At 69.5% G+C, this 14,386-nt stretch carries 12 protein-coding genes and 1 pseudogene; 7 read left to right on the forward strand and 6 right to left on the reverse strand.

Features of this window, described 5'->3' with window-relative positions:
* Window positions 1-165: 165 nt before the first annotated feature.
* Together ACQEVJ_RS22315 and ACQEVJ_RS22320 are read right to left on the reverse strand one after the other, a co-directional pair.
* Window positions 166-957: an arginase family protein gene (locus ACQEVJ_RS22315; protein WP_433103986.1), complete on the reverse strand. Its 792-nt coding sequence runs from the start codon at window positions 955-957 to the stop codon at window positions 166-168.
* A 55-nt stretch (window positions 958-1,012) separates the two neighbouring features.
* Window positions 1,013-1,519, reverse strand: coding sequence for a dienelactone hydrolase family protein (locus ACQEVJ_RS22320; RefSeq protein ID WP_433103988.1), 507 nt, complete (start codon window positions 1,517-1,519; stop codon window positions 1,013-1,015).
* A gap of 175 nt (window positions 1,520-1,694) precedes the next feature.
* Between ACQEVJ_RS22320 and ACQEVJ_RS22325 the strand changes: the two genes are divergently transcribed.
* Window positions 1,695-1,859 carry a DUF4158 domain-containing protein gene (locus ACQEVJ_RS22325; protein ID WP_433112887.1) on the forward strand — a complete coding sequence of 55 codons (165 nt, stop codon included), beginning with the start codon at window positions 1,695-1,697 and terminating at the stop codon, window positions 1,857-1,859.
* 244 nt (window positions 1,860-2,103) lie between these two features.
* Here the strand turns inward: ACQEVJ_RS22325 and ACQEVJ_RS22330 are convergent, their stop codons facing one another.
* The 4 genes and pseudogenes from ACQEVJ_RS22330 to ACQEVJ_RS22345 form a co-directional block, all read right to left on the reverse strand.
* Window positions 2,104-2,337 (reverse strand): hypothetical protein, encoded by a 234-nt coding sequence (locus ACQEVJ_RS22330; RefSeq protein WP_433113361.1) that lies wholly within the window; start codon window positions 2,335-2,337, stop codon window positions 2,104-2,106.
* A 56-nt stretch (window positions 2,338-2,393) separates the two neighbouring features.
* A pseudogene (locus tag ACQEVJ_RS22335) lies at window positions 2,394-2,528 on the reverse strand (hypothetical protein); the annotation flags it as partial.
* 76 nt (window positions 2,529-2,604) lie between these two features.
* Entirely contained in the window at window positions 2,605-2,946 is a 342-nt protein-coding gene (locus tag ACQEVJ_RS22340) for a hypothetical protein (RefSeq protein WP_433103990.1), read from the reverse strand.
* 323 nt (window positions 2,947-3,269) lie between these two features.
* The gene (locus ACQEVJ_RS22345; RefSeq protein ID WP_433103992.1) at window positions 3,270-5,993 is read right to left on the reverse strand and encodes a helix-turn-helix transcriptional regulator; all 2,724 of its coding nucleotides are present in this window, start codon (window positions 5,991-5,993) and stop codon (window positions 3,270-3,272) included.
* A 592-nt stretch (window positions 5,994-6,585) separates the two neighbouring features.
* Here ACQEVJ_RS22345 and ACQEVJ_RS22350 point away from each other — a divergent pair.
* From ACQEVJ_RS22350 to ACQEVJ_RS22375, 6 genes are all read left to right on the forward strand, one after another.
* Window positions 6,586-7,641, forward strand: a complete 1,056-nt coding sequence (locus tag ACQEVJ_RS22350; RefSeq protein WP_433103994.1) for an MBL fold metallo-hydrolase — start codon at window positions 6,586-6,588, stop codon at window positions 7,639-7,641.
* 298 nt (window positions 7,642-7,939) lie between these two features.
* Window positions 7,940-10,183: an FUSC family protein gene (locus tag ACQEVJ_RS22355; protein ID WP_433103996.1), complete on the forward strand. Its 2,244-nt coding sequence runs from the start codon at window positions 7,940-7,942 to the stop codon at window positions 10,181-10,183.
* A 392-nt stretch (window positions 10,184-10,575) separates the two neighbouring features.
* Window positions 10,576-11,490: an MBL fold metallo-hydrolase gene (locus tag ACQEVJ_RS22360; protein ID WP_433103998.1), complete on the forward strand. Its 915-nt coding sequence runs from the start codon at window positions 10,576-10,578 to the stop codon at window positions 11,488-11,490.
* Window positions 11,491-11,512: 22 nt separating this feature from the next.
* A complete protein-coding gene (locus tag ACQEVJ_RS22365; RefSeq protein WP_433103999.1) occupies window positions 11,513-13,003 on the forward strand; it encodes a carboxylesterase/lipase family protein in 1,491 nt (496 codons plus the stop codon).
* A gap of 43 nt (window positions 13,004-13,046) precedes the next feature.
* Complete coding sequence (locus ACQEVJ_RS22370; protein WP_433104001.1) at window positions 13,047-13,430, forward strand: RidA family protein; 384 nt, start codon at window positions 13,047-13,049, stop codon at window positions 13,428-13,430.
* Window positions 13,431-13,621: 191 nt separating this feature from the next.
* The gene (locus ACQEVJ_RS22375) at window positions 13,622-14,287 is read left to right on the forward strand and encodes a hypothetical protein (RefSeq protein WP_433104003.1); all 666 of its coding nucleotides are present in this window, start codon (window positions 13,622-13,624) and stop codon (window positions 14,285-14,287) included.
* The last annotated feature ends 99 nt before the right edge of the window (window positions 14,288-14,386 follow it).

A 14,386-nucleotide genomic window follows, 5' to 3' on the forward strand; every position in this document is an offset into this window, starting at 1 on the left:
ACAGCCGTCGTAAGTGAGTGACCCGGATACCTTGATCCATAAGCAAGCGAAACGGGGCAGGAGCGTGGAGCGGGAGCAGCATTGGACGCGATCCGGGGTAAGGCTGCGTCAGGTCGGGTCCCGCAGCGGGCGCTGGAACTGGCTGCTCGTGTGCCCCGCCCACGGTCAGAGGGGAAGCGCGGCGGCCAACTGACGGATCACCTCGGCTTCGCCGGCATCGCGGGCGCCGTCGGGTGGCGCGTGTTCCGTGATGGCCGCGCCGACCACGTTGTCCAGGCGTGAGACCAGCTTGGCGAGCCGTTGCGGGTCCACTCCGTCCGGTTCGGGATAGCAGACGGAGCCAAACGCTCCGGGGTCGAGCACGTCGAGGTCGATGTGCACGTAGACGGGGCCGGTCAGACCGTCGAGCACTCTTTCGAGGTCGTCGACGCCGTACGTCCGAAGGGGGGCCTTCTCGATGTAATCGCGTTCGACGACGTCGCCCGCCCGGAGCCCCGCGATGATCACCTGCTCGGGCGCCAGCGGCTGCTCCGGGACGAGCGGCGCCGGTCCCTCGCCGAGCAGAGTGCGCAGCACCATCGCGTGGAAGGCGCCCGAGCGCAGGGAGTGCGGAAGGTACAGGTCCGGGTGCGCGTCGAACCACAGGAGCGTCAGGCGGTCGCCGTAGCGGGCGCGGGCGGCGGCGATCGGCGCCAGGTCCACCCCGCAGTCTCCACCTGTGGTGATCACGGCATCGTCGATGCCGTCCAGGGCCTGCTGAGTCAGCCGCAGGTTTTCGGTCAGCACGTCGAGCGCGCGTACGCCGGCCTGGAGATCCCCGTCCGCCTCGAGCACCGGCACGGTCACCAGAGAATCCGCCGAAATCAGCTCCGCGGTCCGCCGGGCGCCCGTCACGAGCCGCGGCGCGTCGCCGGAGCCCGATCCCTGCCACTGAGGTACGCACAGTACTGTCGTCACGTCTCGACGATACAAACGCGCGAACTCGTTCGCTGATCTTCGATACGAAACGTCCCTAACGAGCCGGGCCGCGAACGCCCGTCGTGCGGTCCCGACCGCAGGCCCTGCCAGCCGTGGCGGAGCTGGTGCAGGCGCAGTCCGTTGCCGTAGCCGGCGAGCAGGAGGCGGGCGCGGCCGCAGCCCAGCCGGGCCGGCCGGTCTCCCCAGGTTGACGCCGTCGCGCCCGAGTTCCAGCGCGATTGCGCCCCCGGTGCCGTAGCCGACGGCAGCGATCCGGTCGGGGTCGGTCCGCGGTTCGGCGCACAACACGTCGAGCGCCGCGTGGCCGATGCCCCGCATCCGGTCGGGGTCGGCGAGCAGGGGGGGTCGTGTGCGCCAGCATCTCCTCGGGGTCGGTGAACCAGCGCCCGCCGTTGATGTCGAAGGCCAGCGCCACGTACCCCAGCTCAGCCAGGGTGTCGGCCCGGCGGCGCTGGAAGTCGTTCAGCCCCGGCCCCTCGGGCCCGACCAGGACCGCGGGCCGGCGGTCGACACCGGTCGGGAGCGCGAGGTGCCCGATCATCGTCAGGCCGTCGGCCGGGTATTCGATGGGGTCCCGGTAGCAATGAAGAAATTTCCAACGAAGTAGTGCCTGACCTGCTCAAACGGATGCATTTGACTGTTTAGTGATCACTGCCGCTACGTTCGTTCCGGATTCGTCCGGTACGGCAGGTAGAGGTGGTGCGTTGTCCGAGAAGATGTTCTCCGATGAGCAGCTGGAGCAGCTGCGCTCGTACCCGGAGATCACCGGCGATGAGTTGATCCGGTATTTCACCCCGACGGCGGCGGACGTGGCGTTCGTGAGTCCCAGTGGTCGGGGCCCAGTTGATCGGCTAGGCATGCTCAGTTCGGCGGTGGTGTAGCTGCGGTAGAAGTGCTTGGGGTCGGCGAGCATGCGGCCGACCAGCCAGACCATGGCGTCGACGAAGGAGTCGGTGTCGCCGGGCCAGGCGGTGATGTCGAGCATCCAGTCGCGGATGCCGGGCGGCGGTGACACCTTGCCGTCGCGGATCAGCGACTTGGACAGCTTGGCGCCGGTGTCGGTAGAGCACCATCGGGGTGAAGACGCGCGGCGGCGGGGCCAGGCCGGGCAGCAGCGCGAAGGTCTCATCGACGAGCCGGCAGCCGTAGGCCCAGTCGCCGCCCTTGACCATGACCGACAGCGTGACCACATCGCGGATCGATGGCGAGGTGGGTGTTGGGCAGGGCCGGGGTAAGGGTGTCTTTTTCGTAGATCGAGGTGATTCGCGTGATGCGCCAGACGCCGTCGTGGCCGCGCTCGGCCCGGTACTGCGACTGGCAGGAGGAGGCGAGGTCGGCTTGGACGCCGTCGATGTCCACCGCCCCCCGATGACCAGGGGCACTTCGGCCAGCGCGCGGTCTGCGTTGAGGTGGACCGTCGGCGGGCTGAGACGGTGGACAGCGTAGTCGCCACGGCCGACCATGGCGCCTGTGGCGCCCACGAAGTCCGCGCCGCTGCCCTGAAACCAGCTCATCTCGACGACGGAGTCCTCGGCGAAGCAGTCGGCCATCCGGTCATACCGGCTGCGATCGCGGCTCTGCCGCTCACAGTGAGGCAACTCGGCCGGACTTTGAAGCGTGTCGTTGTCAGCGGGTGCCCGCCTCGGCGCGCGCGTCGAAGGCGGCGAGCTCGTGGGGGTTCTTGGTGTAGACGTCGATCTTGCGCACCGTGCCGTCCTCCACCTGGTGGATCTCGACCATGGTCAGCGGGAACTCCTCACCGGTGGTGTGGGCCGTGAGCGTTCCGATGACGCCGGCCGGGCCCTCAAACACCTCGGCATCGGTGATGGCGACGTTGGCGTAGCCCATCATCGCGCCCAGGATCGACTGCACGAACACCTCGCGGCCCTGGTGCACGCCGCCGTAGGGGAGCTGGTCCGGTTCGTCGACGATCACCTCGGGGTCGAGCTTGGCCAGGGCACCGGGCACGTCGCATCCATGCTCAGCGCATCATACAGCCCTCGCACGACATCCGCGGGGCTCTCCGGCACCGTCTCGATCTGGTTGCTCATCGTGTGCCCTCTGGTCCTGTTCAGGTACTCAAGCCCTCATGCGGAGCTCGGTTTCACGCTCCCAAGGGTGTGGGCACAGGGTACGGCGCCCAATTCATCCCTTGTGCGGTTCGACCGACGAGCCGGTTTGGTCGCTCGTCGTCGCGCTCCATAAATCTGTCAGACCGGGACTCGGCCGTGGTATCCGTCAGCCGACTGCACCTCGGCAGTCGTCAGCTTGCGGTCGTCCATAGTCGGCTCTCAGCCCTGAACGCCGGCACCCGACAGGGTGCCTTCGACCACGTCGCGGAGTTGTGACCGTGCGGTGATGCCCAGTTTGGGGAACACCCGGTAGAGGTGGGAGCCGACCGTACGCGGCGAGAGGAAAAGTCTCTCTCCGATCTCACGGTTCGTCAGGCCGCGGGCCGCGAGCTGGACGATCTGCTGCTGCTGGGGACTGAGTTCGATGAAGGCACTGGGCACTACGCTGCTGGCGGCCTCGATGCCGGCGGCTCGCAGTTCTGCCTTCGCCCGCTCGATCCATGGCCGCGCGCCAAGCCGCTGGAAGGTGTCGAGTGCCGTGGTCAGCAGCGGACGGGCCTCGGCGATACGACGTTGCCTCCTGAGCCACTCACCGTAGTCCAGCCGTGTCTGTGCCCGCTCGAACGGCCACTGCTCGCCCGTGTCGTCCGCCAGCGCCGCCTGGAAGTACGGTTCCGCGTGGTCCGGTTCAGCGAGCAGGGCGCGGCCTCGGTTGAGCAGTGCGGTGATCCGTGCCGACATGCCCGTGCCGAGGCGCCGCGCCGATCGCTCCAGCAGCTCGGCGGCGTCCTCCCGTCGCCCCCGGCGGACGGCCGCCGCGGCGAGTTCGGCCAGCACGGTGTAGGAGACGTGGTAGTGAACTGGATCGCCGTCGTCGGTGAAGGCGGAGCGGAACTGCGCGTACGCGGTGTCGTAGTCGCCCTCGGCCACTGCCGCCAGGCCCAGGGCCCGACGTGCGAAGACCGCGATGGAGCGGCTCTCCAGCGGGTCGACAAGGACCAGCGCCTGCTCGGCACCGCGTCGCGCTTCGGTCGCCTCGCCGAGCAGCGCGAGCACCGTCGCGTCGAGCGCGTGCGCACACGCCTCGGCGTGGTCCAGCCCGGCCGCTGACGCCACCGCCGAGATCTCGGCGGCCACCGAGCGGGCCTCGGCCCACCGGCCCTGCTCCAAATAGGCCCAGCCGACGGCGCATCCCAGGCCGTCCGGCAGTGAGCCACGGGCCTGCCACCGGTCGTACGCCTCGTCGAAGGTCCTGGCGGCCAGGGCGGTCTGGTCCAGGATCCAGGCCACGATGGCGAGCGCGGTCAGACTGCAGGCGTCGTCTTTGGCCTCGGCGATGAGTCCGGGCAGCGCCGGGGCGAGGGATGCTCCCGCGCCGTTGGGGTCGGAGACGGCCAGCACCCAGGCGCGCAGGGCGCCCGTGATGGTGGAGTCCGGTATGGCGGAGAGCAGGTTCTCGATCTGTTGTTGCTGGGACTCCTCGCCCGAGTAGTAGCGGACCGCCGCGGCTGCGGCGAGCGCATCCAGCACGCGGGGCGAGCGGGCGGCCGCCGCCTCGTCCGCGATGCGTGTCAGCAGGGCGAAGGCCGCCGCATGGTGCCGACGCAGGGTCATGAGCTGCCCGGTGGCCAGCGAGGCCCTGCTGATCAGTGCCGGGTCGTCACTGTGCTTGCGGACTTCGGCGGCCAGGCGTTCCACCCAGCCGAGCTGACCGGTGAAGACGGCCATGACGGCGGCCTCGGTCAGCAGCCGCGCCTGGTCCACGCGGTGCGGGCTCAGCTCCGCGGCGCGCTCCAGAGCGGCGGCAGCGGCAGCATAGCCACCCCGGCGCCGCGCTCGATCGGCCGTCTGCTGCAGGGCGGCCGACACGTCCTCGTCGGGACGCGTGGTCGCAGCGGCGAGATGCCAGGCACGGCGGTCGGGCTCCTCGCTCAGCTTCGCGAGAGCGAGATGTGCCTCCCTGCGTTCCTGGAAGGACGCGGCATGGTAGACGGCCGAGCGAATGAGCGGGTGGCGGAAGGAGATCCGGGGGCCGTCCTGGCGTACGAGACCGGCCCGCTCCGCGGGCGCCCACGCCTTGTCGTCGGTCTCGGGGAGTCCACGAGAGGCTGTCGGCGCGTCCGTCGCATCAGCGGCCGCGAGCAGCAGCAGGGGGCGACGGGTTGCCTGCGGCAGGAACTGCGCTTGTTCCGCGAAGATCCGCTCCAATCGGTCGGTGACGGGCAGCGGGCCCTCCACGCTGCTGCCGTCGGAGTGCCGGGTCGCGCTGGCGCGGGCGAGTTCAACCAGGGCCAACGGATTGCCGGCCGCCTCCTGCAGGATCCGCACACGGGTTCGGCCGGTGGGTGGCGTCGGCTGCTGGTCGAGCAACCGGTTCGCCGCCCCACCGCTCAGCGGACCGATCTCCAGGCGCTCGTATCCCTTGTCGAGCCCGGGCAGCGCAGCCGCGGCGCGCACACCCACCAGCAGCGTGACGGGTTCGCTGTCCATGCGCCGGGCCACGAAGGAGAGAACGTCCAGCGATGCGCGGTCGATCCACTGGGCGTCATCGACCACCACGAGCAGCGGCGCCGGCTCCGCCAGTTCCGACACCAAGGTGAGAACGGCCAGACCGACGAGCACGCCATCGGGGACCTCGGTGCATTCGCCCATCCCCAGGACGGTCCGGAGCGCGGAGCGCTGCCGCGGCGGCAGGCTGTCCAACTCGCCGAGCACCGGGCGGAGCATCTGATGAAGGCCCGCGAATCCAAGGTGCGCCTCGGACTCGCTGCCGACCGCTCGCAGCACCCGTCCGCCCTCGCGCCTCGCGCGGTCGGCCGCGAAGTCGAGCAGCACGCTCTTGCCGGCACCGGGGTCGCCCGTGAGGATCAACACCTCGCTGTGGGACCGGTCAGCGGCGACCCGCCGCATGATTTCCGCGATCTCGGTTTCCCGGCCCACCATCGAAAGATCAAGATCGCATATCGAGCCCTGGTTCCCTTGAGCCCTTCCACCATTTTCCACGGATGCTCCAGGAATTGAGATTTGCTCAGATAATAGCGTGGGTTTCGGTCCCGCCTATGGCGGCAGGGCACCGGTCCTGAACTGTGTGTTTGAACCGGCCTTCAACGTATGCGCCGCCCGGGACATTCCGGCCGTCCGATGTCTGTTCGGTACCGTGCCCGTCTCGTTCCCCCTGCCACACGGCCGGCCCCCGGCCTGGCCGACGTCGGCCACGGCAGCGAAGAACATCGGCGCGGCGGTAGCGGGTGGCGACGGGGCGCATGCATCCCGCCACCGTGGGCCACATCACGATGCTATGACAGCCGTAATACGGTCTGGGCCATTGCCTCATGACCGTCAGTAGGCGGTCGACTCCGCCGCGACTTCAACGGCGGCACTCTCAGTCGAGTGACTGATACCGGTCGGCGCTTGCAAAGCGCAGGATGGTGGGTATCCGGCCGTGGCCATCCAGAAAGCGGCCTATCACGGTCCTGGCCTTACTTGATCTCAGGCGACGCAGGACGTGATGAGTGATTCCATCGGAGTGCAAAAAATGGACAGCGTAAATCCTTCACGTTCCCTGAGCCGGCGCGGTTTTGTCGGAGTTACAGCGGGCATCGGCGCCACTGGGCTGCTGGGCAGCCTGTTGGCCCAGCCAGCCAATGCCTCCGCCGCGGCCTTCACCAAGGCCGAGAGCCGGACACGCGTCGAGACGATCCAGCTGGGCAAGGTCACCGTCACCCGCGTCCTGGAGTTCAGCGGCCCCGTCGGCCTGACGTCACGCCAGTTCTTCCCCGAGAGTCCGAAGGAACTGTGGGAGGAGAACAAGGACTGGCTGAGCCCGGACTTCTGGAAGCCGAGCACCGACATGGTCAACTCCGCTCTGCAGACCTGGGTCCTGCGCAGCGAGGGCAGGACGATCCTGATCGACACCGGCGCCGGGAACGACAAGTTCCGTCCGTACGCCAAGCAGTGGCAGTACATGGACACGGACTTCCTGCGCCGTCTGTCCCGCGCGGGAGTAAGGCCGCAGGACGTCGACGTCGTCGTCAACACTCACCTGCACAACGACCACGTCGGCTGGAACACCCGGCGCGAGGACCGTGACTGGGTGCCCACCTTTCCCAACGCCACCTACCTGATCCCGAAGGTCGAATTCGACTTCTGGAACCCTGAGAGCCCTGTGCGGCCGAAGTACTGGCAGGGCAACCAGAACGTCTGGGAGGACAGTGTGCTCCCGGTGCATGAGGCGGGCTTGGTGAAGCTGTGGGAGGGCTCGTACACCCTTGACTCCAGCCTGAAGCTGAACCTCGCCGCCGGGCACACGCCCGGCTCGTCCGTGATCCGGCTGGAGTCGGGAAGCGACAGAGCGGTGTTCATCGGCGACCTGCTCCACACCCCGCTGCAGCTCGAACACCCCGAGTTCAACAGCTGCTTCGAGGAGGACGAGAAGCAGGCGCTCACGACCCGGCGCCGCGAACTGGAGTGGGCCGCTGACCACAAGGCCCTCATTCTGCCCGCGCACCTTCCGGGCCACGGCGCTGCCGAGGTGGAGCGCAGCGGCAGCAACTTCAAGATCAAGGACTGGGCGGGTTTCAGCCGCAGCTGACCCGGCCGCAGGACGGCCCGGCCTCGCAAGCGCCCCGCCGTAGTCCGAGGACCTCTCGCTCGACCGCTCCACCGCACCCTCAGCGAGCCAGTCACCTGACGTATACCGGACGGATTGCCGAGCGCCGAGACTGGTACGCGGCATCGGCCCGTCGAGGGCCTCCGATGCCCCCTCCCCATCGGCATTCGGCTTGCCGCGGCGACGGAGGACCCCGGGCGGACACCACGGGGGCCGACGGCTCCACGCCGTCGGCCGGCGATCGCCTCGTTCGCTCACGGAAGGATGTACGGAGACCGTCATGGTGGCAAGGAAGACGGCGTTGCTGTGGGACCGCTTCGCCGCCGTCGACCCCGGGCTGATGCGTCTGGCCTCCGCGATGCGCGCCGTCCTCGGCGCCGCCGCGTCCCTGACTGTCCTGGCGGCCCTGGGGCAGTCCGACACGGCGTTGCTGGTCGGCGGGTTCACCGCGATGGTGACCTCGCTGGCCATCAGCGACCTGCACCCGCGCAACCAGCTCATCACGCTGGGACTCGGGGCTCCGCTGTCCCTCGCGGCCCTGGCCGCCGGAGCCGTGCTGACGCCGTACCCAGTCACGGCGGGGATCGTGTTCCTGCTGCTGATCTACCTCGCCGTCGACGCCCGCCGGTACGGCGCCAGAGGGCAGGGCGTGGGCGTCTTCGGCTTCATGGCCTTCTTCCTGGCGCAGTTCACCGGGGCACGAGCGGTCCAGCTGCCGCAGATGGGTACGGCTGTGCTCGTCGCGTTCGGTGCCGTCGTGGCCGTTTGCTACTGCCCGGGATTCATGACGTCGTCCCGTGTCCTCGCCCGGCTGCGGCGCACCTTCAACGGGCGGCTGCGCGACGTCCTGCGGGACACGGCCGCCCTGCTCACCGCCGGACAGGACGCCGACGCACTGAGTCTGTCGTTGGAGCGCCGTCTGGACAGGCTCCACGCGGCCGTGCTCCTGATCGAGGACTTTCTCGGTGAGCGCGCGGTCGACGAGGCCACCGACGGCCAGATCCTGCGGCACATCTCACGCGCGGAGGTGGCTGCCCAGCGGCTCACCGTACTCACGGTCCGCGCGGCCCGTACACCACCGGCCGCCGACGATCTCGCGGATCTGGCCGCACGGCAACGGCTCGCGGCACAGATCCGAGTTCTCCGCCACCAGCTCATCCTGGGAACGCCTACCGCCCCCCGGCAGCCGAAGCAGGAACGTGAAGACGACCCGGCGATCCTGCCGGCCGCATCCGCCTCGTTGCAGGACTGTCTCCAAGGGATGGACGAACTGGCCGCGGCCATGCGCCTTCTCGGTCCGTGCGTCAGCGCCCCGACGGCAACCGGGGCGGCTCCGCACGAGCCCGCCACACCGCAACCACGGGCGTTCAGTGTCAGGCGGTACCGCGAAGCGGACTCCGAAGACCGCAAGCGGGGAACGACCCGGCAGGCCCTCCAGGTGACCGCCGCCTCCGCGCTGTCCATCCTCGGCGGTCACCTGTTGTCCCCGGACCACTGGTACTGGGCCGTTATGGCCACGTGGGTCGTGTTCATCAACACCGAGAGCACCGGCGAAGTCCTGCTGCAAAGCGTGCGCCGACTGGCCGGCACAGTTCTCGGCGCGGTGTTCGGCTACGGCCTCGCCACCCTGGCCGGACCGTACGGCCCGCTGCTCCTGGTGCTGCTGCTGGTGTGCATGTTCGGGATGTTCTACACCCCGTCCGACGCCTACTGGGCGGTGACGTTCTTCATCACCGGCATGCTGAGCATGCTGCTCGCGCTGCTGGACACATTCTCGACGGACGTGCTCGTCCTGCGCGTGCAGGAGACCGCACTGGGAGTCTCCTGCGGCGTCCTTGCCACCGTAGTCGTACTGCCCATCACGGTCTGCCGGGCCAGCGACGAGGAACTGGTTCACTTCCTGCTGGTCCTCAGACGCCTCCTGTACGCGACGACGCGGAGCCTGAGCACAGACGCCACGACGAGCCTGATACGCGCGGCCCATGATCTCGACCAGGCACTGGAGTCCTTCCGCAAAGCCTGTCTGCCGCTCACCCACCCGTTCAATCCCCAGCGCGGCCGTCGTGATCGCGCCCGCTACCTGCTAGAACTGTTGGAAGCCGGTGCCTACCACGCACGGAGTCTGGCCGCCGTAGCCGGGCGTCTCGCGCAGGGCGACGACGCCGAGTATGCCACACGGGTCACCGCGGCGGCCGACCGCGCGCAGGAGAGGGTGACGCACCTGATCCGCCTCGCGAGTCGTCGGCCGGGCACCGCCTCCCAATCGGCACGCCCCAAGATCACCAGAGCACTGTCCCTGCTCTCCGGCGAACGGCGTATGCCTCGCGGGCGACCGTCGCCGCAGCAGCGCCTGCTGCTCCACATCGACCGTCTCGACATGACTTTAATGGCGCTCACACGAGCCTTGAACCCGCCAGTGCCGGCTGCTGCGCACCCGCGCCCGTCGGCCAGGACCTGCCCGGCCGATCGCGCGGTGGACGCCGCGGACCCCGCGCCCAGCCCGGGACGAGCAGCCGCCTGCTGAGCGGGTCGATGCCGGCCGGTAGTGATGAGTCCAGCTTTCGCGTTGCCTTCGGACCAGCGCGAGGACCGTTGCGGTCCAGATGCAGTCACGTGACTCATACCGCAGCACGCCCCGGCCGACGCACCATGGTTGAGCAGGGTCGTCCACGGAACGGACGCGTACCGGGCGGCCCTTTTTCCACCGGCGAAGACCCCACGGTCTGATGCCCGCATCCGACCTCGGCGGCGGGACCGCCCGAGGCCGAAAGACGCCGCGGCCGCGGTCACAGCGCCACCGGTGCTCTGCCCCCGCAGGGGCGTGGCACCCCCGTATCCGGCATGAGCGGCCGCTCATCCGTGTCTCGCCCGCGCCTGTGGCCCGAGCACGCAGAACCGATTTAACTGGAGAGAATCGTGGACACCATCACCCTGGGCGATGTCACGCTGACGCGTGTCTGGGAGTACTTCGGTCCTGTTGACATGACGCCCGAGGCGTTCTTCCCGGAGAGCCCGGCGGAGGCGTGGGAGGCCCACCGTTCTTGGCTGGTTCCGGACTTCCTGGACGCCGAGACCCGGATCGTCAACTCGGCGATCCAGACCTGGGTACTGCGCAGCGAGGGCAGGACCATCATGGTCGACACCGGCGTCGGCAATCACAAGGACCGCCCGTACGCGCCCGTGTGGAGCCGGCTGAACACCGACTTCCTGGGCAACCTCGCCCGCGCCGGGGTCCGCCCCGAGGATGTCGACATCGTGATCAACACGCACCTGCACATCGACCACGTCGGCTGGAACACCTACCTCGACGGCCGGACCTGGGTGCCGACGTTCCCCAACGCCACCTACCTCATGCCCAAGGCGGACTTCGACTTCTGGAACCCCGCCAACGAGCACAAGCCCCTGCTGGGCCGCGGCAACCAGAATGTCTTCGAGGACAGCGTCGCCCCCGTGCATGAGGCCGGCCAGACCCAGCTCTGGGAGGACAGCCACCGGATCGACGGCAATCTGCGCCTCGACCTCGCTCCCGGCCACACGCCGGGCTCGTCGGTGCTGACGCTGGAGTCCGGACCGGACCGGGCCCTCTTCGTCGGCGATCTGCTGCACAGCCCGGTCCAGATCCACGAGCCCGACACCAACAGCTGCTTCTGCGAGAACCCCGCCGAAGCCCGCGCCACCCGCCGCAAGCTCCTGGGCTGGGCGGTCGACAACAACGCCCTCGTCATCCCCGCGCACCTGGGCGGCCATGGCGCCGCCGAAGTCGTCCGCGAGGGAGACAAGTTCGCCATCAAGGGCTGGGCGCCCTTCGCCCCGTACACCGAGCAGGTCTGAGCCCCTGCGGAAAGGCACCGCCGTGAACCACCACCCCGACCCCGTCGTAACCACCGCTCAGGGAGCCGTCCGCGGTCTGCGCCAAGGCGCCACCCTCACCTTCCTGAACATCCCCTACGCCGCCCCGCCCCGCGGCGCCGGCCGGTTCGCGCCGCCGCAGCCGCACGAGCCGTGGGACGGCGTGCGGGACGCCACGGTGCCGGGGCCCAACGCGCCGCAGTCCGATCGCAAGCTCGGCAGTGTGGACATGTCCCCCTACTTCGGCGCCGGTTGGAGCCGCGGGGAGGACTACCTCACCGTCAACGTCTTCACGCCCGCCGTCGGCGGTGACGACCTGCCGGTCATGGTGTTCGTCCACGGCGGCGGATTCGTCGCAGGCTCGACGAGGTCCGCGATGTACGACGGCTCCGCGTTCGCCCGCGACGGCGTCGTCCTGGTCACCCTCAACTACCGGCTCGGCATCGCCGGGTTCCTCGACATCCCCGGCGCGCCCGCCAACCGCGGCCTGCTCGACGTCGTCGCCGCGCTGCGCTGGGTGCGGGAGAACATCTCCGCCTTCGGCGGTGACCCGCACAACGTCACCCTCTTCGGCCAGTCGGCCGGGGCGACCATCGTCGGCGGCGTCCTCGCCACCCCCGAAGCCGCCGGCCTCTTCCGCCGGGCGATCGTGCAGAGCGGCAGCGGCCTGGGCGCGTTCACCACCGAGCAGGCCGCCCGCGTCACCAAGGCGGCAGCCGAGGCCCTCGGCGTCGAGCCGCACGTGGACGCCTTCGCCGACATCTCCGACGAACGCCTGGTCGAGGCCGCCTCCCGGCTCGCGGGCATCGACCTGCGGACCGAGACCCACGGCGACCCGCTGATCGGACTCAGCCCCTTCAGCCTTGTCCTCGACACGCAGCCCGCCGAATCCGTCGCCGCCGGCCTCAGCACCGACATCGACCTGCTCATCGGCACCAACACCGAAGAGGGAAACCTCTACCTGGTCCCGGTGGGCAAGTACGCCACCTCGACCGCCGCCGACGTCGACGAGGCAGCGGCACGCTCGCACCCGAATCCGGCGCAACTCGTCGAGACCTATCGCAAGTCGCGCCCCGAGGCGTCCTTCGCGGAACTGCGCTCCGCCATCATGGCCGACGCCCTGTTCGGCGTGGGCAGCCGCGCTCTGGCCAGCGCACACGCCGCCCATCCCGAGTCTGCCACCTACGCCTACGAGTTCGCCTGGCGCTCCCAGGCCCTGGACGGAGAGCTCGGCGCCACCCACGCGGTCGAGCTGCCCTTCGTTTTCGACCTCGCGGACCGGCCCGAGCTGAACGGCCCCAACGCCCTGCTCGGCCCCGACAAGGCCCCAGCGGACCTCGCCACCCGCGTACACGAGACCTGGATCCGGTTCGCCAGGACCGGCGATCCCGGCTGGGACCCGTACGACACAGAGCGCAGGGCGACCATGCGCATCGACGCCGAGTGGACCCAGATCGACGACCCCCGCACCCAGGAACGCCAGGTCTGGAGCTGACCCCTCACCTGTGTTCCGCCTGCTCACTCCTTCAAGGAACACCATGACCAGAACCGTCATCACCACCGAGAACGCCCCCGTCCTGGCGGCCCCGCTGTCCCAGGGCATCCGCAAGGGCCCCGTCCTGCAGGTCTCCGGGCAGCTCCCCTTCGACCCGGACACCGGCGAGGTCGTCGGCACCACGGTCGCCGAGCAGACCGCGCAGACCCTGCGCAACGTGAATGCCGTGCTCAAGGGGGCCGGCGCGGGTTTGGAGGACGTCGTAATGCTGCGCGTGTACCTCACCGATCCCGCCCACCTGGCCGAGATGAACGAGGCGTACGCGGCGGCTGTTGGCGAGCCCTTCCCCGCCCGCACCACCGTCTACATGCAGCTTCCGCCGGGACTACTCGTCGAGGTCGACGCCCTGGCAGTGCTGGACGACTGATCAGAATGGCCGGTCGTCTGACACGGGCGTGCACCAGCCTGAGGGTTCCGCCGGCGCACCTGCTCGACGCCCTGTGCACACTGGTCGGACGACCGGCACCTCCCCGCGGGCCTCATCCCGTACGTCGCATCCACGAGCGGGTCCTCCAGGCAGCGGGGTCGGTGCCGACAGGCGTGCTGCAGCCAGGCGATGTGAGCGCCGCCACGGACGTGCGCGCGGGCCTCTTGAACGCCGAAATCCCGGCCCCCTCGGACACGGCAGTCCTCTGCATCCGGCGCACGGTCGACGACCTCGGACCGGCCGACCTGTGGGAACTGGCCCGCGGCACCGCGATGACCCGGGACGATCTCTCGCGAGGCGCTGCCGCCGTCCTGGCGGAAGGAGATCCCGGCGCCGGAGACCTGCTGGACGAACTCGCCGCGCATACCCTCGCGCAGGAGGTCGCCGAACGGACCCCGTGCCACTGGGGCCGAGACCACACCGAGGTGGTACGAGCCGCGCTGTACCGGATTCTGGCCGACCTCGCGGACGCCCTTCTGGAGGTGTCGGAGTCGACCCCGACACCCCTGGACTGGACCGTTCACGACAACGGCGGGAGGCATGCCGCCACCGCAGCGGGCGGCGGGGTGACATACGACGTACTGGTCCAGACAGCGCGGAACGCTCCCCCGACTGCGGCACCCGTCTGGCATCACCCCTCACGCCCCGCCGCACACACCGCCTGGCAGTGGCGGATCACCAGCGGACCGGCCGACCCCGCCTCTCGCAGCTGTGCACCCTTCCCCTCCGCACTCGCGGCACGGCACGCCGCCGAGTGCGCAATCACCGCACTCACCGCCGGGAGATGTGGCCTGTGAGCAGCGTCGGCACGTGGACCTGTGCCGAACACCGCGCTGTGTCGCCGACAGGGCGTTCCGGCCTTCTGGGATCTCCCTGGTATCCGCCGAACATTCAAC

The sequence above is a fragment of the Microbispora sp. CA-102843 genome, from assembly GCF_050936215.1.
Classification (GTDB): domain Bacteria; phylum Actinomycetota; class Actinomycetes; order Streptosporangiales; family Streptosporangiaceae; genus Microbispora.